Below are 20,417 nucleotides of genomic sequence, written 5' to 3'. Positions count from 1 at the left end.
TGTGTTCCCAGTCATGCCGTGCGGCGCAGTATCAGCAGATGACGTTGGCCTTGGCAACCGGGTACGGTCAAGGCTTGTGCGCTATCCACATGAAAATCTGCGGGCAATGCTACCAGTTCATCGGTCGGATGCAGGCCCTTCATTGCCAGCCATCGCGTATTGGTATCGCCCATATGGCGAGTCCACCCAGTAAAGTCTTCCAGACTGCTGAACGCACGGGAAACAATCCCGGTGAACGGAAGCTCCGGATGAAAGGACTCTGCGCGGCTGTGGATAACTTCTACGTTATCCAGCTTGAGCTCAAGTTTGACCTGAGTCTGAAAGCGCGTTTTCTTGCCATTGCTGTCCAGAAGCGAAACTTTCATGTCCGGGAACATGATGGCCAGGGGAATACCAGGCATCCCCCCGCCACTTCCCACATCCAGCCAACGCTCACCGTCAACGAAAGGTACAACACTCAAGCTGTCGAGCAGGTGCCGTGAAACCATTTCGTCCGGGTTACGCACAGCCGTCAGGTTGTAAGCCTTGTTCCATTTGATCAGCAGAGCCAGATAAGCCAGCAGTTGCGAGTGCTGGCTTTCACTGAGTGGTACACCCAGTTCCTGCGCGCCACGGGATAACTCTTCGGCGTGTTGCGGGGTAACCATAGAACTCAAGCGCTTTGCTCCAACTGACGGCCCGCGCCGCGTTTTTTCAGGTGAATCATCAACAGGGAAATTGCCGCAGGCGTGACGCCGGGGATTCGCGACGCCTGTCCCAGTGTCTCAGGACGAGTTATCCCCAGCTTGCTCTGAATTTCTTTCGAGAGCCCGGAAATGGTCGTGTAATCGATATCTTCAGGCAACTTCGTATCTTCACTCGCACGCAGTCGGGCGATTTCGTCTTGCTGGCGGTCAATGTAGCCCGCGTATTTAGCCTTGATCTCGACCTGTTCAGCCACTTGCGGATCAGGGCTGCCATGACCCGTGAGGGAAACCAGACTTGTATAGTCGATTTCTGGACGGGTCAGCAGGTTGAGCAAGTTGTATTCATGAGTCAAAGGTGTACCGAAATGGCTGGCAATCGCATCGCCTTGCTCGGTCCCAGGACGGACCCAGGTGCTTTTCAGGCGCTGCTCTTCCAGTTCGATGTTTTCACGCTTGGTGCAGAAAGCAGCCCAGCGTTGATCATCGACCAGACCCAGCTCGCGACCTTTCTCGGTGAGACGCAAATCGGCGTTGTCTTCACGCAGAATCAAGCGGTACTCCGCACGGGAAGTGAACATCCGGTACGGCTCTTGGGTACCCAGAGTAATCAAATCATCCACAAGCACGCCGATGTACGCTTCATCGCGACGTGGACACCAGCTTTCCTTGCCCTGCGCACGCAATGCCGCGTTGGTTCCAGCGAGCAAACCTTGAGCACCGGCTTCTTCGTAACCGGTGGTGCCGTTGATTTGCCCTGCGAAAAACAGACCCGCGATGACCTTGGTTTCGAGGCTGTACTTCAGATCGCGTGGATCGAAGTAATCATATTCGATGGCATAGCCAGGACGCACGATGTGAGCATTTTCCATACCGCGAATCGACCGGACGATCTGCAATTGCACGTCAAACGGCAACGAAGTCGAAATGCCGTTCGGATAGAGCTCATGCGTCGTCAGGCCTTCGGGTTCGATGAAGACCTGATGGCTTTCCTTGTCGGCAAACCGATGAATCTTGTCTTCGATCGAAGGGCAGTAACGTGGGCCAACACCTTCGATAACACCTGAATACATAGGTGAGCGATCAAGGTTAGCCGCAATGATTTCGTGAGTTCGGGCGTTTGTGTGGGTAATCCAGCAACTGACCTGCTGTGGATGTTGTTCCTTGGAGCCCATGAACGACATGACCGGAATCGGTGTATCACCCGGCTGTTCTGTCATGACCGAGAAATCGACCGAACGACCATCGATACGCGGAGGAGTACCGGTTTTCAGGCGACCCACTCGTAACGGTAACTCACGTAAACGATGTGCCAGCGAGATTGAAGGCGGATCACCTGCGCGACCACCGGAGTAGTTCTGCATCCCGATGTGGATAAGTCCACCCAGGAAGGTGCCGGTCGTCAGCACAACCGAATCGGCCATGAAACGCAGACCCATTTGGGTCACAACACCGCGTACCTCGTCCTGCTCAACGATCAAGTCATCACAGGCTTGTTGGAATACCCACAGGTTCGGCTGATTTTCGATGGTTTCGCGAATTGCCGCTTTGTACAGAACACGATCTGCCTGTGCACGAGTTGCCCGGACTGCAGGGCCTTTGCGGCTGTTCAGCACGCGGAACTGGATACCACCTTTGTCCGTGGCCATAGCCATAGCGCCGCCCAACGCGTCGATTTCCTTGACCAGATGGCTTTTACCAATCCCGCCAATAGCAGGGTTGCAGCTCATCTGACCCAGCGTTTCCACGTTGTGGGTCAGCAAAAGGGTTTTTACACCCATACGTGCCGACGCCAGTGCGGCCTCGGTACCGGCATGACCGCCACCGATGACGATCACTTCAAAACGGGAAGGGAAATCCACCACGCACCTCGTGCCTGTTCTAGATGGGAAATTGGGATAGCTGACAAGTATAGGGACTTACCCCCCCTGAAAGGAACCCGTTGCACAAAAATTAACCAGCTGTGGAAAAGTCCGAGATAAAGAAATTAAAAAGAAAGAAGATTTATAAAACCTTATTTTAAATGCTATTTATACAGAGGCTATTTTCTGTGGATAGATTTATGCAGGCCACGTATTTCAATATGTACAGAGAATCAAAAGTCTGTGTTCATGTGCTCGGGAGGGTTCTGGATAACCGGCTTTAGCCTGTGGATTAAAACCATACTTGTCCACTGAGGGGGTTATGCTCAGATTTCGACCCCTGTTATCAACCGACCTTAACGGCTGTTATCCACAGAGCTTAATGTACGAAATTTGCGCCAATCCATGGTGGGCAACCACATTTATTGATGGGCTGGTGAGCGATGTAATCGAGCCAAGGCATTGTCGAGTGAAAAAACTAGGCCTCAAGCCATGACTGAAATGGTTAAAACACAGCTATTGTGAGTTCCCCCGACAAAAGCTAATAATAGCTATTATCATTAACGTACCTTGTCGCCATGCCCTCCTACTCCCATGCGGTCGCCGTGCAGTGCATATATGAGGAGCATCACTCGTGGTTGAACGCCTGGCTCAAAGCCAGACTGAACAACGCGTGCGATGCCGCCGATGTAGCCCAGGACACCTTCGTTCGTATTCTTGGTTCTTCCAATGCCGCGCCTATACGTGAGCCACGTGATTACCTGGCTACGGTGGCTCGCGGTCTGGTGATTGATCGTTACCGGCGCAGGACGATTGAACAGGCTTACCTGCAGACATTGGCTGACAGGCCGGAAACGACGGTGATCAGTGAAGAAGACAAGGCGTTGATCATCGAAACCCTGATGGCTGTGGATAAAGCGTTGAGTGACCTTGGGGCCCGCACCAAGCACATTTTTGTTCTTTCGCAGATCGACGGGCTGACTTATCAACAGATAGCGACTCAGTTAAAGGTGTCCCTGACGACTGTGAAAAAGCACATGATCCGCGCGCTTACTGAATGCACGATGCTCATGGCGCAGATGTCGTGAGTCCTGCGCCCGACCGCACGGTATTCGAGGCTGCCGCCAGTTGGTATGTGCACTTTCAGAGTGAGCCTTTGACTCAGCAAGACCAGACAGCCTGGCGTCGCTGGCTTGAAAGCGACCCCGCCCACAGGGTTGCCTGGGAACGAATGGAACAACTGCAACGAGGCCTTGGCGGCTTGTCTCCTGACCTGACCCGCCGCGTTTTATCGGCCCCTCAGCGACGTCGGCAGGTGCTCAAGTTAATGCTGGCTTTGGCAGGCACCGGCTATGTAGGCTGGAATATTCAACAGCACACTGCGCTGAAGAATATGTGGGCAGACTACCGCACGCCGGTGGGTCAGCGTCGACATGTAGAACTGGCGGAAGGTACTCAAGTCGAGCTGAACACGGATACCGCAATAGACGTGGCATTTGATAGCCAGCAGCGGCTGATTCGTTTGCGTGACGGTGAGATTCTGATTCGTACCGGCAAGCGAGGGGATACCCGGCCGTTCTATGTCGAAACTCGAGACGGAAGAGTGCAGGCTCTTGGTACTCGATTCGTTGTCAGGCAAATGGAATATGGCACTCGAGTCGGGGTGCTGGAGGATCGCGTCAGCATTCATCCTGCCCGTTCATTAACCTCACCGAGCCTGTTAACAGTGGGTCAGGGGGTGGATTTCTACACTGAAGGGGTTGGCCCAACCCGTATTTATCCACAGGCCGAGACGGCGTGGCTCGATGGTCAGCTAGTTGTTCTGGATGCGCGGCTGGGGGATGTCATCAAGGAATTGGCTCGATATCGCCCTGGGGTAATGCAGTGCGATGAACAGGCAGCCAGCTTGCGGGTGTCTGGTGCATTTCGTGTGGATGCTACAGAGGCAGTCTTGGCCAATCTACAAGCGACGCTGCCGATTCGTGTGAGTTACTTCACCCGTTATTGGGTGTCTGTGAAGCGTATCGTCTGACGCTGAAAAAATTTCTCGGCGAGGGTTATCTTTTTTAGTTCAGGCACGGCCCTACAGGTAAATGCGAATTCATCACCTCGGGGTCTTTAATAAAAATGCGCTTCCCACCTCTTCCGCTCCATGCCCGGCAGCACCTTTCTCGACAATGCATCAGCTATAGCTTGCTGCTGGCGGCCAGTGGCATTGGGTGCGCAGTGACAACCACCAGCGTCATGGCTGCCGTTGCTGTTCAGAACTACAACATCGCCGCGGGGCCACTTGATAGCGCATTGAATCAGTTCGCGTCGGCTTCCCATGTGATCCTTTCATTCTCTCCGGAGCAGACAGTCGGCCGCACGAGTCCGGGTCTGCGCGGCAACTACTCAATAGAACAAGGTTTCTCAGCACTGCTGCAGGGAGCGAAGCTGCAGGTCGTCGCGCAATCTCCTGGCAGCTATGTCCTGCAATCCATGCCTGAGGATGGGTCGATTGTTTTATCACCGACGAATATAGACAGTACCCAATCCGGTGGTTTCGAGTTACCGGATCGTGGCTACAAGGCTGAAAACAGTCGGGTGGGGACTAAAACCAGCACACCGCTTGCAGAAACGCCGCGCTCGGTTTCGGTCGTCACTGCGCAACGCATGAAGGATCAGAAAACCCAAACCCTCACAGAGGCGTTAGGTTATGTGCCGGGTATTTTTGCGCCGCCTTTCGCTGCGGGCGACAACCTGGCGGGCGACCTGTTCTTCATCCGAGGTTTCAATGCCACTGACTACGGCTATGGGTTGATGCGTGACGGGTTGCGTGTGCAGGGCAATCGCTATGACACCACCACTGAGCCCTACGGACTTGAACGAGTCGAGATATTCCGCGGGCCATCGTCGATTCTCTACGGCGAAAATGCGCCGGGCGGTCTGGTCAATCTTGTCAGCAAACGCCCGACCGAAAACTCCCAGGGCGAGGTCCAACTCAGCTACGGCTCCAACAACCGTCGGCAACTAGGTGTAGATATCTCTGGTCCTTTGAATGAAAGCGGTAATGTTCTGGGGCGAGTAGTCATGCTCGGGCGTAACGCTGACACACAGACAGATCACGTACCCGATGATCGACTCTACATCGCACCTTCGGTGACGTTGAATTTCGATGATTACAACAGCCTGACTCTGCTGAGCAGCTATCAGAAAGACCACACCAATATGGAGTTAGGGTTGCCAGCTGCTGGCACGTTGTTGCGCAACCCGAATGGCAAGCTGGACAAGGACACAATGCTCGGCGTTCCAGACTGGAACACTTTCGAACGTGAAATGTGGAGTGCTGGCTATGAGTTCAGCCACAGCTTCAACGATGACTGGCAATTCCGGCAGAACTCGCGATATATGCAGTCGCGCATCACCCGGCATGAAACCTGGCCGGGGAGTCTCGACAGCGCCGGGTTCGGTACCCAGCTGAATGTCATGGCCTATGATCGCTATAACAAATCAATGGTTTACTCACTGGATAACCAGTTGGAAGGTAAATTCAACACCGGTGGTCTGGAGAACACGGTCCTGTTTGGTGTGAGTGTTGACCGAACATCATTCAGCCAGGACTGGGATGCCGGCTTCGCGGGCCGCATCAACATCTATGATCCCATTTACGCGGGGGATCCAGTGACATCCATTCCTGTACAGAACACGCTTCTTGAACAGCAGATGCAGGGGGTTTACGGGCAGATCCAGAGCAAATACGACCAATGGATCTTCTTGTTGGGTGGCCGTCAGGATTGGGTCGACAGTGACTTCCGCAACAAGTTGGCCCCGGCTGGCGACCTTAGCGCCAGCGATAAGAAGTTTACTTACCAAGGCGGGATCATGTACCAGTTCGACAACGGCCTGACGCCGTATGTCAGCTACTCGACTGCCTTTGTTCCGGTGCAACAGATATCCAACGGCGGTGCTCCGCTGGACCCAATTACCAGTAGCCAGTATGAAGTGGGTTTGAAATACGAGCCTCGCGGTTGGAACACCTCCCTTACGGCTTCCGTCTACGATCTGCGCAAGAAGGACGATACCTACTTCGATACGGCCAGTGCCAGTTACCGACAGGTTGGGGAAAGTCGCTCCAAAGGCGTTGAGCTTGAGATAAACAGTGATATCAGCCAAAACCTGAATATAACCGCATCCTATTCTTACACCGACGCGAAAGTGACCAAAGATGCCCCAGGTTCACTCATTGAAGGGCACCAGATCACAGGCGTTCCGCGCAATCAGGCATCAGCCTGGGCTAAATACCGTTTCCTGAACGGCTATCTGAACGGGCTGCATGTGGGTACAGGCATCCGTTATTTCGACAGCACCTTCTCCTACACCCCGACGACGCTGTACGGAAAACTCGATGCCGGCGACGTGACATTGGTAGACGCCAATATTGGCTACCAGATAGACAAGAATTGGTCAGTGGACGTAAACGCCAAGAATCTCTTCGATAAGGAATACGTGTCGGGATGCAACGATGCGGGGCGCTGTTACTGGGGAGACAGCCGGACGCTGTTGGGAACCGTCAGCTATAACTGGTAGGGTTGTGGATAAGTTGGCCACTGTCGAGTTATCCCCAGTGGCCAACGATCCCTATCTATTTTCCGATGCAGAAGCTGGAGAAGATCCTTCCAAGCAGATCATCCGAACTGAATGCGCCGGTAATTTCCGCCAGAGACTGTTGAGCCTGGCGTAGATCTTCTGCCAACAACTCACCTGCTCCTGCCAATGTTAGCTGGGCCCTGCCGTGCTCAAGCGAGTCACCTGCATGGCGCAATGCTTCCAGGTGACGTCGGCGAGCGCTGAAGCTGCTTTCCGAGGTTTGCTCATAGCCCATGCAGCCTTTGAGATGCTCGCGCAACAAATCCAGGCCTTCACCGGCAGATTTGGCACTTAAACTGATGGTGACGTGGCCATCAGCACTGGTCTGCAGTTGGATGGTGTCTCCACTCAGATCCGCCTTGTTACGGATCAAGGTGACTTTGGCTGGATCCGGCCTCTGCTCCAGAAACTCTGGCCATAGCGAAAAGGGATCGAGTGCCTCAGGTGCAGTCGCGTCCACCACCAGCAGCACGCGATCAGCTTCGCCGATAGCCTTCAGCGCACGCTGTACTCCAATCTTCTCGACCTGATCTTCAGTATCGCGCAGCCCTGCTGTATCGACGACGTGCAGGGGCATGCCATCAATGTGGATATGTTCACGAAGAATATCCCGGGTGGTGCCCGCAATTTCTGTAACGATGGCTGCTTCTTTACCAGCCAGCGCGTTCAGCAGGCTGGACTTACCCGCGTTAGGACGTCCGGCAATCACTACGGTCATGCCATCCCGTAACAGGGCACCTTGCCCTGCCTCACGCATCACTGTGGATAACTCATCGCGTACCGCATCGAGCATGGACAGCACGTGACCGTCAGCCAGGAAATCAATTTCCTCCTCGGGGAAGTCGATCGCGGCTTCGACATAGATACGCAAGCTGATCAGTTTCTCAGTCAAGTTATCCACACGGCGCGAAAACGCCCCCTGTAATGAACGCAATGCATTGCGTGCAGCCTGTGCGGAACTGGCCTCAATCAGATCAGCGATGGCTTCGGCCTGTGCCAGATCCAGCTTGTCATTAAGGAAAGCGCGTTCGCTGAATTCGCCGGGTCTGGCCAGACGGCTACCCAATTCGAGACAGCGCTGCAGCAGCATATCCAGAACAATGGGACCACCGTGCCCTTGGAGCTCGAGCACGTCTTCGCCTGTGAACGAATTAGGGCCCGGAAAATAAAGCGCAATCCCCTCATCAATAACGTGCCCGGCGCCATCTTCAAACGCACCGTAGTGCGCAAATCGCGGTTTCAGGGTTCTGCCTGTGATAGCTGAGGCGGCCTTGGCGGCAAGAGGTCCGGAAATACGCACGATGCCTACCCCGCCGCGGCCTTGGGCGGTGGCGATGGCTGCAATGGTTTCACGTGGGGTATTCATGGTCCGGCTCCAGGACAAATAGCGGATAGCAAAACGCCCCACTAGGGGGCGCCTTGTCAAACTTATTCACAGGTTAGATCAAGCTTCGGCTTTTTTGGTCGCCGCTTCGATCTTGCGAGTGATGTATGCCTGTTGAGCGATCGACAGGGTGTTGTTCACAACCCAGTACAGAACCAGACCAGCAGGGAACCACAGGAAGAAGAACGTGAAGATGATCGGCATCATTTTCATGACCTTGGCCTGCATCGGATCCGGCGGAGTCGGGTTCAAGCGCTGCTGGATGAACATGGTAGCGCCCATGATGATCGGCAGAATAAAGAACGGGTCTTTGATCGACAGGTCTGTTATCCACAGGATCCATGGTGCTTGGCGCATTTCAACGCTTTCAAGCAGTACCCAGTACAGCGACAGGAATACAGGCATTTGCACAAGAATCGGCAAGCATCCACCCAGTGGGTTGATCTTCTCTTTCTTGTACAGCTCCATCATCGCTTGCGACATTTTCTGCCGATCGTCGCCATGCTGCTCTTTCAGGATCGCGAGTTTCGGTGCTACAGCGCGCATGCGAGCCATGGATTTGTAGCTGGCTGCCGACAATGGGAAGAACAAACCCTTGATCAGCATGGTCAGGAAGATGATCGACCAGCCCCAGTTACCCACAATCGCGTGAATGTGCTGCAGCAACCAGAAGATTGGTTGGGCAATGAACCACAGAATCCCGTAGTCAACGGTCAATTCCAGACCTGGGGATAACTCTTTCAGTACCGCCTGGCTCTTCGGACCCGCATACAACGTGGCACTCAACTCACCTTTGCTACCCGGTGCGACTGTTACAGCCGGGCCGGTGAAGCCGATGATGTAGTTGCCTTGGCTGTCTTTACGAGTCTGAACTGCGTTGGCAGTGTCTTTGCTCGGGATCCACGCCGTTACGAAGTAGTGCTGCAGCCATGCAACCCAACCACCTTGAACGGTTTCCTTGAGCTGAGCCTTGTCGATATCTTTCATCGACACTTTTTTGTAAGGCTCGGCGGCTGTCCACAACGCGGCACCCAGATAGGTCGCGGTACCAGTAGCAGTTGTGGAGGATGGATCATCGCTGCCGTCACGTTTCAGCTGGGCAAACAGGTTACCCGACCAAGGCTGAGCGCTCTGGTTATCGATTTCATAGCTGACAACCAGATCGTACAGGCCGCGCTTGAACGTAAAGCGCTTGATGTAGTTGACACCGTTGTCGGTGAACTTCAGATCTACAACCAGATTTTCCTGGCCATCGGCCAGTTGGTAGCTCTTCTGTGCGGACGAGTAAACCGGGCGACCTGCTGAACGAGCATCGAGACCATTGGTACCGGTCAGGCCACTTTGAGCCAGAAAAGTACGTTCGCCACCGTTGTCAAACAACTGGAACGGAACTTCAGGATGGTCCTGACGACGCGGATACAGTGGCAGTCGCAGTTGAACGACGTCGCCGCCGACCGGATCGATTGCCAGGTTAAGCACATCGGTTTTGACCTGAATGAGGTCTTTGCTGGCAACTGTCGGAGCTTCCAGAGGAGCAGCAGCTTCGCCATTGGCACTAGGAACATCTGCACTTGGAGACGTTTGAGCACCAGTAGCGGTGTCCGGAATGCCCGGTGCAGGTGTGCTGGCAGCAACATTCTGAGTCGGCAAGGCGGCTTGGCCGTAGTCTTGGTTCCATTTCAGAACCCCGACATAGGTCACGATTGCCAGGGCGACGATCAGGATCGTGCGTTTAATATCCATGATTACTCGGCCATCGAAGAAGAACGGGAGGTAGGGACAGGCGGAACCGGGTCATAACCACCGGGATTCCACGGATGACAGCGACCTAATCGACGAAAGGTCAGCCAGCCACCGCGCAGAAGGCCATGATTTTCAATGGCTTCATACGCGTAGCAGGAGCAACTGGGGTAGAAACGACAGTGGCTGGCCATCAGCGGGCTAATGGCATAGCGATAGAACTGGATCGGAACGAGTGCCAGTTTACGCATCGGTACTATCTACCCCTGCAGTTTCGGTTTTTGCTTCTGGAACCGGCCGACTGCGTGCCAGGCGCTTCCATAGCTTGCCAAAATGCTGAATCAGTTCGGGGCTTTCTACGTCACCCAAGCCTTTACGCGCGACAATCACGATATCCCAGCCGACCAAATTGTCTTGGTGGTGGCGAAATGATTCGCGCATCAGGCGTTTCAAACGGTTGCGCTCAACGGAGAGTTTGACGCTCTTTTTACCGATAACCAGCCCCAGGCGGGGATGATCAAGGTCGTTGTTGCGCGCAAGGAGCAGGAGATTTTTCCCCGGAACCTTGCCGGTAGGGGAGTCAAAGACTGCCTTGAAATGCCGGGGGGTAAGCAAACGCTTTTCCCGACTGAAGTCCTGACTCACCTCCAGTGCCGGATTATCAAACTGCCAGACGCGCACGACCTTTGGCGCGGCGACGCGACAGGACGGCACGGCCGTTCTTGGTGGCCATGCGGGCACGGAAGCCGTGAGTGCGAGCGCGTTTGATAGTGCTTGGTTGGAAAGTACGTTTCATGGCGTGTTACCTGGTTCGTCCACAACGGGCCGGAATGGCCCCCGTTTTAAGAGACCGGGGATTCTAGAGAAAGCAAGCCTCTAGGTCAATTTCCAACCAACGTTTCCTTCATTTAGTTATGTAACGGCTTTTTGATCACTTTCACCTGAAAGCCTGGTTATGTTCCGCACCCAGATATAGAAATAAAAGAAGAGAAGTATTTAAAGCTTCTTTATAGAGCTTATTAAAGTAACGTAAGCCATCGTCTGTGGATAACTAGGCTTAGACCTTTATAATCAACGTGTACAGAGAATGACAACACTGTCGAGAAGCCGTGCTCTGCCTGTGCTGCACTGTCGGAAAACCTGTGTGTGGAATAGCTTTTTATCCACAGGGCGCTTATCCACAGATTTTAAGCCTGGGTTATGCAATGAGCTGAAGGATGGTTATCCACAGACCTTATGCACATGCCACTGGTCGGCTCGATTGGAAGTAAAATCCGGATTTATCCCGGCCAGCAGGCCACCTACATGTGGATAAGTACCGCCGCGGTCGGTACAATGTCGGCTGTTTTTGCCTCACCGGCTTTTAACCTAGGGGATGTCCGTGTCATTGGAACTTTGGCAGCAATGCGTAGAGCTTTTGCGCGATGAGCTGCCTGCCCAGCAATTCAACACCTGGATCCGTCCGCTACAGGTTGAAGCCGAAGGCGACGAGTTGCGTGTCTATGCACCAAACCGTTTCGTTCTCGATTGGGTCAACGAAAAGTATTTGAGCCGTTTGCTTGAACTGCTCGGTGAGCACGGTCAAGGGCTGGCACCTGCGCTTTCCTTATTAATAGGCAGCAAGCGCAGCTCCGCTCCTCGTGCGGCACCGAATGCGCCATTGGCTGCGGCGGCTTCGCAAGCAATGGCGGCCAGCCAGCCTGTGAATCAGGCGCCTGCACCTGCTCAAGTGACTACTCCTGCGCCCGTACAATCATTACAGGTTAACGACGAACCCTCTCGAGACAGCTTCGATCCGATGGCTGGTGCGATTTCTCAACAAGCACCTGCTCGTGCCGAGCAGCGTACGGTCCAGGTAGAAGGTGCGCTTAAACACACCAGCTACCTGAATCGTACGTTTACTTTCGAGAATTTCGTGGAGGGTAAGTCCAACCAACTGGCGCGTGCCGCGGCCTGGCAAGTGGCGGATAACCCCAAGCATGGCTACAACCCGCTCTTCCTTTATGGTGGTGTGGGTTTGGGTAAAACTCACTTGATGCACGCTGTGGGTAACCATCTTCTCAAGAAAAACCCGAACGCCAAGGTCGTGTACCTGCATTCGGAGCGTTTCGTGGCAGACATGGTCAAAGCGCTGCAGTTGAATGCGATCAACGAGTTCAAGCGTTTTTATCGTTCTGTGGACGCGTTGCTGATCGATGACATTCAGTTCTTTGCGCGTAAAGAGCGTTCTCAGGAAGAGTTTTTCCACACCTTCAATGCTCTGCTCGAAGGCGGTCAGCAGGTCATTCTGACAAGCGACCGTTATCCGAAAGAGATTGAGGGACTTGAAGAGCGTCTGAAGTCGCGATTCGGCTGGGGTCTGACAGTGGCTGTTGAGCCACCTGAGCTGGAAACCCGTGTCGCGATTCTGATGAAGAAAGCGGATCAGGCGAAAGTTGATCTGCCTCACGACGCTGCGTTCTTCATCGCACAGCGTATCCGCTCAAACGTTCGCGAACTTGAAGGTGCGCTCAAGCGTGTTATCGCTCACTCGCACTTCATGGGCCGTGATATCACTATCGAGCTGATTCGCGAGTCGTTGAAGGACCTGTTGGCACTGCAGGACAAGCTGGTGAGTGTGGATAACATCCAGCGCACTGTCGCCGAGTATTACAAGATCAAGATTTCCGACCTGTTGTCCAAGCGTCGTTCCCGATCTGTAGCCCGGCCGCGTCAGGTGGCGATGGCATTATCGAAGGAACTGACTAACCACAGTCTGCCGGAAATTGGCGATGTGTTTGGCGGGCGAGACCACACTACTGTGCTGCACGCCTGCCGCAAGATTAATGAATTGAAGGAATCCGACGCGGATATCCGCGAGGACTACAAGAACCTGCTGCGTACACTGACCACTTGATGACATCAGCGCAGCTTATTAAGGCAAGGGACTAGACCATGCATTTCACCATTCAACGCGAAGCCTTGTTGAAACCCCTGCAATTGGTCGCCGGCGTTGTTGAACGCCGCCAGACCCTGCCGGTGCTATCCAACGTGCTGCTGGTTGTCGAAGGGCAGCAGCTCTCGTTGACCGGTACAGACCTTGAGGTCGAGCTCGTCGGCCGTGTTCAGCTGGAAGAACCTGCCGAGCCAGGCGAAATCACTGTTCCTGCCCGCAAGCTGATGGATATCTGCAAAAGCTTGCCTAACGATGTGCTGATCGACATCAAAGTCGATGATGCAAAGCTGGTCGTCAAGGCCGGTCGCAGTCGCTTCACTCTGTCGACATTGCCAGCCAATGATTTCCCTACTGTTGAAGAAGGTCCAGGCTCGCTGACCTTTAACCTGGTACAAAGCAAACTGCGCCGTTTGATCGAACGCACCAGCTTTGCTATGGCTCAGCAAGACGTTCGTTATTACCTCAACGGCATGTTGCTTGAAGTCAGCGCCGGTATTCTTCGTGCTGTCGCTACCGACGGTCACCGTTTGGCGATGTGCTCGATGACTGCCGATATCGAACAAGCTGACCGTCATCAGGTCATCGTGCCGCGCAAAGGTATTCTGGAAATGGCGCGCCTGCTGACTGAGCAGGATGGCATCGTTAGTATCGTCCTGGGTCAGCATCACATTCGTGCAACCACTGGTGAGTTCACTTTCACCTCCAAGCTGGTTGATGGCAAGTTCCCGGACTACGAGCGTGTTCTGCCTAAAGGTGGCGACAAGCTTGTATTGGGCGATCGCCAGGCATTGCGTGAAGCGTTCAGCCGCACGGCAATTCTGTCCAACGAGAAGTACCGCGGTATTCGCCTGCAACTGGCCAGCGGTCAGCTGAAAATCCAGGCGAACAACCCTGAGCAGGAAGAAGCGGAAGAAGAAATCAGCGTCGACTATAACGGCGCCTCGCTGGAGATCGGTTTCAACGTCAGCTACTTGCTCGACGTGCTGGGCGTAATGACTACCGAGCAAGTTCGTTTGATTCTGTCTGATTCCAACAGCAGCGCGCTGGTACAGGAATCGGATAACGACGACTCCGCTTATGTAGTCATGCCGATGCGTCTGTAACCCTCCATGTTCAGCAGAAGCTAGATGTCTCTTAGTCGCGTCTCGGTCACCGGGGTGCGCAATCTGCACCCGGTGACCTTCTCCCCCTCCCCCCGTATCAATATCCTTCACGGCGCCAACGGCAGTGGCAAAACCAGCGTGCTGGAAGCCATCCATTTGCTTGGTCTCGCGCGGTCATTCCGTAGTGCTCGACTGCTCCCGGTTATCCAGTATGAGCAACCCGCTTGCACGGTTTTTGGTCAGGTCGATCTGATTGAAGGTGGGCATAGCAATCTGGGTGTTTCCCGTGATCGTCAGGGGGATTTTCAAATACGCATAGATGGGCAGAACGCTCGTAGCGCTGCGCAACTTGCTGAAACTCTGCCCCTGCAGCTCATCAACCCAGACAGTTTCCGCTTGCTGGAAGGTGCGCCGAAGATTCGTCGGCAGTTTCTGGACTGGGGAGTGTTCCACGTGGAACCTCGTTTTATGGCTACTTGGCAGCGCCTCCAGAAGGCCCTCAAGCAACGTAACTCGTGGCTTCGGCATGGTACACTTGACGGCGCTTCGCAAGCTGCATGGGACCGGGAACTGTGCCTGGCCAGCGATGAAATTGATGGGTATCGGCGGTCATACATCAAGGCGTTAAAGCCCGTCTTCGAGCAGACTCTAAGTGAGCTGGTCGAACTCGAAGGTTTGACCCTGAGTTACTACCGTGGATGGGACAAGGAAAAAGACTTGAGCACTGTGCTCGCCTCTTCCCTCCATCGCGATCAACAGATGGGCCATACGCAAGCTGGACCGCAGCGAGCTGATTTGCGACTTAGATTAGGCGCGCATAACGCGGCAGATATCTTGTCGCGTGGTCAGCAGAAACTGGTGGTGTGCGCGCTGCGTATTGCTCAAGGACATCTCGTTAGCCAGGCTCGTCGTGGCCAATGTATTTACCTGGTTGACGATTTACCGTCTGAACTGGATGACCAGCATCGCCGTGCGCTTTGCCGCTTGCTTGAAGACTTACGCTGCCAGGTTTTTATCACCTGTGTAGACCACGAATTATTGAGGGACGGCTGGCAAACGGAAACGCCAGTCGCTTTGTTCCACGTGGAACAAGGCCGTATCACCCAGACCCACGATCATCGGGAGTGATTGCATGAGCGAAAACCAAACGTACGACTCCTCCAGTATCAAGGTACTGAAAGGACTAGATGCCGTACGCAAGCGTCCCGGAATGTACATCGGTGACACTGACGATGGCAGCGGTCTTCACCACATGGTGTTTGAGGTTGTTGATAACTCGATCGACGAAGCACTGGCCGGCCATTGCGACGACATCACTATCACGATCCACCCGGACGAATCCATTACTGTCCGTGACAATGGTCGCGGTATTCCGGTAGACGTGCACAAAGAAGAGGGCGTGTCGGCAGCAGAGGTCATCATGACCGTGCTCCACGCTGGCGGTAAGTTCGACGACAACTCCTACAAAGTATCCGGCGGCCTGCATGGTGTGGGTGTTTCTGTAGTTAACGCCTTGTCCGAACTGCTGCTGCTGACTGTGCGTCGTAGCGGCAAGATCTGGGAGCAAACATACGTTCACGGTGTTCCACAGGAGCCGATGCGTATTGTGGGTGACAGCGACACAACTGGCACCGAGATCCACTTCAAGCCTTCCGCTGAAACCTTCAAGAACATCCACTTTAGCTGGGACATTCTGGCCAAGCGGATTCGTGAGCTGTCCTTCCTGAACTCCGGTGTTGGCATCGTCCTTCGAGATGAGCGCAGCGGCAAGGAAGAACTCTTCAAGTATGAAGGCGGTTTACGTGCTTTCGTTGAATACCTGAACACCAACAAGACTGCGGTCAACCAGGTGTTCCACTTCAACATTCAGCGCGACGACGGCATTGGCGTCGAGATCGCTTTGCAGTGGAACGACAGCTTCAACGAGAACCTGTTGTGCTTCACCAACAACATACCGCAACGCGATGGCGGTACTCACCTGGTGGGTTTCCGCTCCGCGTTGACGCGTAACCTTAACGCTTACATTGAGCAGGAAGGTCTGGCCAAGAAGCACAAGGTCGCGACCACCGGTGACGATGCGCGCGAAGGTTTGACCGCGATTATTTCGGTGAAAGTACCGGATCCGAAGTTCAGCTCGCAGACCAAAGACAAGTTGGTTTCTTCCGAGGTTAAAACCGCAGTAGAGCAAGAGATGGGTAAATACTTCTCTGACTTCCTGCTGGAGAACCCGAACGAAGCCAAGGCTGTTGTTGGCAAGATGATCGACGCTGCGCGCGCGCGTGAAGCCGCTCGTAAAGCTCGTGAAATGACTCGTCGTAAAGGCGCGCTGGATATCGCAGGCCTGCCGGGCAAACTTGCTGACTGCCAGGAAAAAGACCCTGCCCTTTCCGAACTGTACCTCGTGGAAGGTGACTCTGCTGGCGGTTCAGCCAAGCAGGGGCGTAACCGTAAAACCCAAGCGATCCTGCCACTCAAAGGTAAGATCCTCAATGTCGAGAAAGCACGTTTCGACAAGATGATTTCGTCGCAAGAAGTAGGTACGTTGATCACCGCCCTGGGCTGTGGCATAGGCCGCGATGAGTACAACATCGACAAGCTGCGTTATCACAACATCATCATCATGACCGATGCTGATGTCGACGGTTCTCACATCCGTACGTTGCTGCTGACCTTCTTCTTCCGTCAGCTACCGGAACTGATCGAGCGTGGCTATATCTACATCGCTCAGCCGCCGCTGTACAAGGTCAAGAAGGGTAAGCAAGAGCAGTACATCAAAGACGACGAGGCCATGGAAGAGTACATGACCCAGTCGGCTCTTGAAGACGCGAGCCTGCACCTGAACGAGTCTGCACCTGGTATTTCTGGCGAATCGCTGGAGCGTCTGGTCAATGACTTCCGCATGGTGATGAAGACTCTCAAGCGTCTGTCGCGCTTGTATCCTCAGGAGCTCACCGAGCACTTCGTTTACCTGCCTCCTGTGACTCTTGAGCAGCTGTCTGACCACGAAGGCATGCAAGCCTGGTTGGCGCTGTTTGACGCACGTCTGCGTGGTGGTGAGAAGTCGGGTCTGGTTTACAAAGCCAGCCTGCGTGAAGATCGCGAACGTAATGTATGGCTGCCAGAGGTTGAACTGATCTCCCACGGCCTGTCCAACTACGTGACCTTCAACCGTGATTTCTTCGGCAGTAACGACTACAAGACCGTAACCGCCTTGGGCCTGCAGATCAGTACTCTGCTGGAAGAAGGTGCTTACGTTCAACGTGGCGAGCGTAAAAAACAGGTCACCGAGTTCAAGGAAGCCCTGGCCTGGTTGATGGCGGAGAGCACCAAGCGTCACACCATCCAGCGATACAAAGGTCTGGGCGAAATGAACCCCGATCAGTTGTGGGAAACCACGATGGACCCATCGGTTCGCCGGATGCTCAAGGTCACCATTGAAGACGCTATCGGTGCAGACCAGATCTTCAATACCTTGATGGGTGACGCAGTAGAACCTCGCCGTGACTTCATCGAAAGCAACGCTTTGGCAGTGTCTAACCTGGATTTCTAAAAAGGTACGCGTTATATAGCAAACAAAAACCCCGGCCATTGAGCCGGGGTTTTTTTTGACAGTTGATATATGTTCCACGTGGAACAGAATTGAGTCGAAGCTCCGGTTGGTCCAATGGCACTATTCCAGGGGCTCAGATGCTCCATCTGTAGGAGCAAACTTGTTCGCGAAGCGTTGGGCTGCAAGCCGATGAACTCGTCTCGTCAGCAACTCTGCCCTCCCCTCAACCCACCTTCTCGGATCCGTCCCCATGATCAACCATATCTGCCGATGCTCTTCTGAAGCCATTGATCACGATGTAAAGCAATGGGCCGATCGACAGGAACAACACTGTTATTAAAAAATAAGGCAGGAGAGATACGGTGGAATGACCTCTTGCGCGTGCATCCCGATACATCCAGACGCAAGCAAGGAAACCGAGCATGTAGAGGTCAATGACCACCTGTGCAGTGTCTGGACTGGATAGGAGCTCAATGCCAAAACTGACCAGTGATTGTTCGGACAGCCACAGGGTGCCCGCCGTATAGAGCGAGAAAACCACCAGGGTGGCCAATGCGAGGTAGGGTTTATTCATTAGTCTTCCTTGAGTAATCAGCGATGAGCTTGGCAAGCCAAGTTAGTGATATTTTCCTCACAGGATCAATGACCTCACAGGTCATGGACTCACTGAACTCCCGCCGTTAGAGTCAATGAATGAAGCCCCTACCTTTTCTTCGATCCACGCCCCCAGTTGATGCCGGTGAGCTGTTACGGCAATTGCGCCGTCAGGCCAAATTGAGCCAACTTGATCTGGCTTTGATTTCTGGCGTGTCTCAGCGCCACCTCAGTTGCATTGAGACAGGACGGGCCAGGCCGAGTCCTTCTACTTTGCATAACCTGCTGACGGCACTCGAAGCGCCTTTAGAGCATTGCAATAAAGTGTTTCTCGCAGCCGGTTATGCGCCCCGCTACGAAGCTACTCCCCTCACCTCTCCGAGTATGGAGGCGGTTCGCGAAGCTATTACTCATCTACTTCACGCCAACAATCCCGCCCCGGCGATTGTCATGGGTAGTGAGTGGGATGTGTTGGCTGCGAATGTAAGCGCCGGAGTTCTATTTGATCTGGTAGGCCTTGATGCCGCTGCATCTAATGGACTTAATCTGCTCGAAACCCTATTGCAGCCTGGCGGGTTAGGCGACCATTTAATCAACGTTGAGGAGATCAGGTTGGTGGCCTGGCAAAGAGCTGCAAGAGAGAGCTTGAGTAACCTCAAGCTGGCAGGTCTCCTGAAAAGTCTGCCAGTACCAAGCGGCTCATCAGCGCTAACCAATGAACCACCCCCGCTATTATTCACACGACTCAACTCAAGGCAGGGTGAATTGAAATTCATGTCCACTTTTACAACATTCGGTATGCCGCTAGACGTCACCATGGAGTCGTTGCGTATCGAGCACCTGATTCCTGCTGATACGAAAACCTGGAACGTCATGACCCAAGCTTACGAAAAATTGAAAGCCGGGTTACCTGAAGGCGGTACTAAACAGTCATAGTGTTATTCAGCGCATAAAGGATTCGCATAAATTCCAGCCATAAAAAAACCGACCCCAAGAGGTCGGTTCTAGAAGCTCATAAAAACTTATGCACGTTTTTGGCTCTTTAATGAGCATCGGAAATAAGCAGTGAATCCAAGGGTTTGCCGCCGATTTTTACGAAAAAATCAAAAACAGTGCACAGGTTATCCACAAAACTCAAATCAGGGCTTCTTCATTGCTCGAGGTCGGTGCAGCAATTGAACCCAAAGCTTTCTGAGTGTCTTCGTTCCAGGTTTGAACGCGATCATTCAGGGCAGCGATAGCGCGTGGGCCCTCGCCTTCTGCGTACATGGGTTCGCCAATCACGACCTGAATAGTCCCTGGCTTTTTCGCCCAGCCTTCCTTCGGCCAGTACTTGCCAGCGTTGTGTGCGATAGGCAGTACAGGCAGGTTTGCGTTGACTGCCAATGCAGTGCCACCGCGCGAGAACTTGCCTACCTGTCCAAACGGGACGCGGGTGCCCTCTGGAAAGATCAGCACCCAGACACCGTCCTTGAGCAACTCGTCGCCCTTCTTGGCAATTTGCTTGAGGGCAGCTTTGGGGTTGTCACGATCAATCGCGATAGGACGCAGCATCGCCATCGCCCAGCCAAAGAACGGGACATACAGAAGCTCACGCTTGAGCACTTGGCTCAGTGGCGAGAAGTACTGTGACAGAAAGAACGTTTCCCACGTGCTCTGGTGATTGGAGATGATCACGCAAGGTGTTTGGGGAACATTTTCCGCGCCAGTCACTTCAACACGGATGTTCAGGAACACGCGCGTCAACCAGATTGCGCATCGGCACCAGTAGACATTAATGAAGCGGTAGCGAGCCTTGAATGGCAGGAACGGGGCGATAAAGAAGCTTAACGTGCACCACAGCAGAGAGCTGGTGCCTAGCAACAGGTAAAAGAGAAAAGTCCTGATTGCCTGGATGATCGACATAGTTGCTTTTACCATGCGGGCGAAAGCCCGTT

General features: G+C 53.8%; 17 protein-coding genes. 8 read left to right on the top strand and 9 right to left on the bottom strand.

All coding sequences use genetic code 11. The features are described 5' to 3' along the window. Positions 1–11 precede the first annotated feature (11 nt). Positions 12–656: a 16S rRNA (guanine(527)-N(7))-methyltransferase RsmG gene (gene rsmG / locus ACYASS_RS24945; protein WP_463588087.1), complete on the bottom strand. Its 645-nt coding sequence runs from the start codon at positions 654–656 to the stop codon at positions 12–14. Further along, on the bottom strand, positions 653–2,545 hold the full coding sequence (gene mnmG, locus ACYASS_RS24940; RefSeq protein WP_463588086.1) for a tRNA uridine-5-carboxymethylaminomethyl(34) synthesis enzyme MnmG: 1,893 nt from the start codon (positions 2,543–2,545) through the stop codon (positions 653–655). Before mnmG ends, rsmG begins: the two co-directional genes overlap by 4 nt. Positions 2,546–3,123: 578 nt before the next feature. On the opposite strand from mnmG, the gene ACYASS_RS24935 reads away from it, so the two are divergent. From ACYASS_RS24935 to ACYASS_RS24925, 3 genes are all read left to right on the top strand, one after another. Beyond that, a complete protein-coding gene (locus ACYASS_RS24935) occupies positions 3,124–3,633 on the top strand; it encodes a sigma-70 family RNA polymerase sigma factor (RefSeq protein ID WP_463588085.1) in 510 nt (169 codons plus the stop codon). Then, entirely contained in the window at positions 3,630–4,577 is a 948-nt protein-coding gene (locus ACYASS_RS24930; protein ID WP_463588084.1) for a FecR domain-containing protein, read from the top strand. Before ACYASS_RS24935 ends, ACYASS_RS24930 begins: the two co-directional genes overlap by 4 nt. 95 nt (positions 4,578–4,672) lie before the next feature. After that, positions 4,673–7,114: a TonB-dependent siderophore receptor gene (locus ACYASS_RS24925; RefSeq protein WP_463588083.1), complete on the top strand. Its 2,442-nt coding sequence runs from the start codon at positions 4,673–4,675 to the stop codon at positions 7,112–7,114. Positions 7,115–7,169: 55 nt separating this feature from the next. Here the strand turns inward: ACYASS_RS24925 and mnmE are convergent, their stop codons facing one another. The 5 genes from mnmE to rpmH form a co-directional block, all read right to left on the bottom strand. After that, the gene (gene mnmE, locus ACYASS_RS24920) at positions 7,170–8,540 is read right to left on the bottom strand and encodes a tRNA uridine-5-carboxymethylaminomethyl(34) synthesis GTPase MnmE (RefSeq protein WP_463588082.1); all 1,371 of its coding nucleotides are present in this window, start codon (positions 8,538–8,540) and stop codon (positions 7,170–7,172) included. A 78-nt stretch (positions 8,541–8,618) separates the two neighbouring features. Continuing rightward, entirely contained in the window at positions 8,619–10,301 is a 1,683-nt protein-coding gene (gene yidC, locus ACYASS_RS24915; protein ID WP_463588081.1) for a membrane protein insertase YidC, read from the bottom strand. Between the two features lie 2 nt (positions 10,302–10,303). Continuing rightward, positions 10,304–10,549, bottom strand: coding sequence for a membrane protein insertion efficiency factor YidD (yidD, locus tag ACYASS_RS24910; protein WP_027901580.1), 246 nt, complete (start codon positions 10,547–10,549; stop codon positions 10,304–10,306). Further along, positions 10,542–10,943: a ribonuclease P protein component gene (rnpA, locus tag ACYASS_RS24905; RefSeq protein ID WP_027901579.1), complete on the bottom strand. Its 402-nt coding sequence runs from the start codon at positions 10,941–10,943 to the stop codon at positions 10,542–10,544. The genes yidD and rnpA overlap by 8 nt, the downstream gene beginning before the upstream one ends. Before the next feature lie 16 nt (positions 10,944–10,959). Beyond that, positions 10,960–11,094, bottom strand: a complete 135-nt coding sequence (gene rpmH / locus ACYASS_RS24900; protein ID WP_003213577.1) for a 50S ribosomal protein L34 — start codon at positions 11,092–11,094, stop codon at positions 10,960–10,962. A gap of 585 nt (positions 11,095–11,679) precedes the next feature. On the opposite strand from rpmH, the gene dnaA reads away from it, so the two are divergent. The 4 genes from dnaA to gyrB are packed head-to-tail and all read left to right on the top strand — an operon-like array spanning position 11,680 to position 17,886. Continuing rightward, entirely contained in the window at positions 11,680–13,194 is a 1,515-nt protein-coding gene (gene dnaA / locus ACYASS_RS24895) for a chromosomal replication initiator protein DnaA (protein ID WP_463588080.1), read from the top strand. 38 nt (positions 13,195–13,232) lie between these two features. Next, positions 13,233–14,336 carry a DNA polymerase III subunit beta gene (gene dnaN, locus ACYASS_RS24890; RefSeq protein ID WP_243244676.1) on the top strand — a complete coding sequence of 368 codons (1,104 nt, stop codon included), beginning with the start codon at positions 13,233–13,235 and terminating at the stop codon, positions 14,334–14,336. Positions 14,337–14,360: 24 nt separating this feature from the next. Continuing rightward, a complete protein-coding gene (recF, locus tag ACYASS_RS24885) occupies positions 14,361–15,464 on the top strand; it encodes a DNA replication/repair protein RecF (protein WP_463588079.1) in 1,104 nt (367 codons plus the stop codon). Positions 15,465–15,468: 4 nt separating this feature from the next. Then, positions 15,469–17,886 (top strand): DNA topoisomerase (ATP-hydrolyzing) subunit B, encoded by a 2,418-nt coding sequence (gyrB, locus tag ACYASS_RS24880; protein ID WP_463588078.1) that lies wholly within the window; start codon positions 15,469–15,471, stop codon positions 17,884–17,886. Between the two features lie 223 nt (positions 17,887–18,109). On the opposite strand, the gene ACYASS_RS24875 is transcribed toward gyrB, so the two are convergent. Further along, entirely contained in the window at positions 18,110–18,460 is a 351-nt protein-coding gene (locus tag ACYASS_RS24875; protein ID WP_463588077.1) for a DUF2834 domain-containing protein, read from the bottom strand. 119 nt (positions 18,461–18,579) lie between these two features. On the opposite strand from ACYASS_RS24875, the gene ACYASS_RS24870 reads away from it, so the two are divergent. Then, on the top strand, positions 18,580–19,416 hold the full coding sequence (locus ACYASS_RS24870; RefSeq protein ID WP_463588076.1) for a helix-turn-helix domain-containing protein: 837 nt from the start codon (positions 18,580–18,582) through the stop codon (positions 19,414–19,416). 198 nt (positions 19,417–19,614) lie between these two features. On the opposite strand, the gene ACYASS_RS24865 is transcribed toward ACYASS_RS24870, so the two are convergent. Beyond that, on the bottom strand, positions 19,615–20,385 hold the full coding sequence (locus tag ACYASS_RS24865; protein WP_463588142.1) for a lysophospholipid acyltransferase family protein: 771 nt from the start codon (positions 20,383–20,385) through the stop codon (positions 19,615–19,617). Between the last annotated feature and the right edge of the window lie 32 nt (positions 20,386–20,417).

It is taken from the genome of Pseudomonas sp. HP_14 (assembly GCF_055283875.1).
The sequence above is the reverse complement of the archived record's forward strand: the minus strand, read 5'-3'. Positions and strand labels throughout refer to the sequence as shown.

Bases quoted from the DNA above. Each gene is read 5' to 3' on its own strand.
- dnaN (WP_243244676.1), top strand. From the start codon at position 13,233: ATGCATTTCACCATTCAACGCGAAGCCTTGTTGAAACCCCTGCAATTG.
- yidC (WP_463588081.1), bottom strand. From the start codon at position 10,301: ATGGATATTAAACGCACGATCCTGATCGTCGCCCTGGCAATCGTGACC.
- gyrB (WP_463588078.1), top strand. From the start codon at position 15,469: ATGAGCGAAAACCAAACGTACGACTCCTCCAGTATCAAGGTACTGAAA.
- ACYASS_RS24870 (WP_463588076.1), top strand. From the start codon at position 18,580: ATGAAGCCCCTACCTTTTCTTCGATCCACGCCCCCAGTTGATGCCGGT.
- ACYASS_RS24925 (WP_463588083.1), top strand. From the start codon at position 4,673: ATGCGCTTCCCACCTCTTCCGCTCCATGCCCGGCAGCACCTTTCTCGA.
- ACYASS_RS24875 (WP_463588077.1), bottom strand. From the start codon at position 18,460: ATGAATAAACCCTACCTCGCATTGGCCACCCTGGTGGTTTTCTCGCTC.
- mnmE (WP_463588082.1), bottom strand. From the start codon at position 8,540: ATGAATACCCCACGTGAAACCATTGCAGCCATCGCCACCGCCCAAGGC.
- recF (WP_463588079.1), top strand. From the start codon at position 14,361: ATGTCTCTTAGTCGCGTCTCGGTCACCGGGGTGCGCAATCTGCACCCG.
- ACYASS_RS24935 (WP_463588085.1), top strand. From the start codon at position 3,124: ATGCCCTCCTACTCCCATGCGGTCGCCGTGCAGTGCATATATGAGGAG.
- rpmH (WP_003213577.1), bottom strand. From the start codon at position 11,094: ATGAAACGTACTTTCCAACCAAGCACTATCAAACGCGCTCGCACTCAC.
- ACYASS_RS24865 (WP_463588142.1), bottom strand. From the start codon at position 20,385: ATGTCGATCATCCAGGCAATCAGGACTTTTCTCTTTTACCTGTTGCTA.
- yidD (WP_027901580.1), bottom strand. From the start codon at position 10,549: ATGCGTAAACTGGCACTCGTTCCGATCCAGTTCTATCGCTATGCCATT.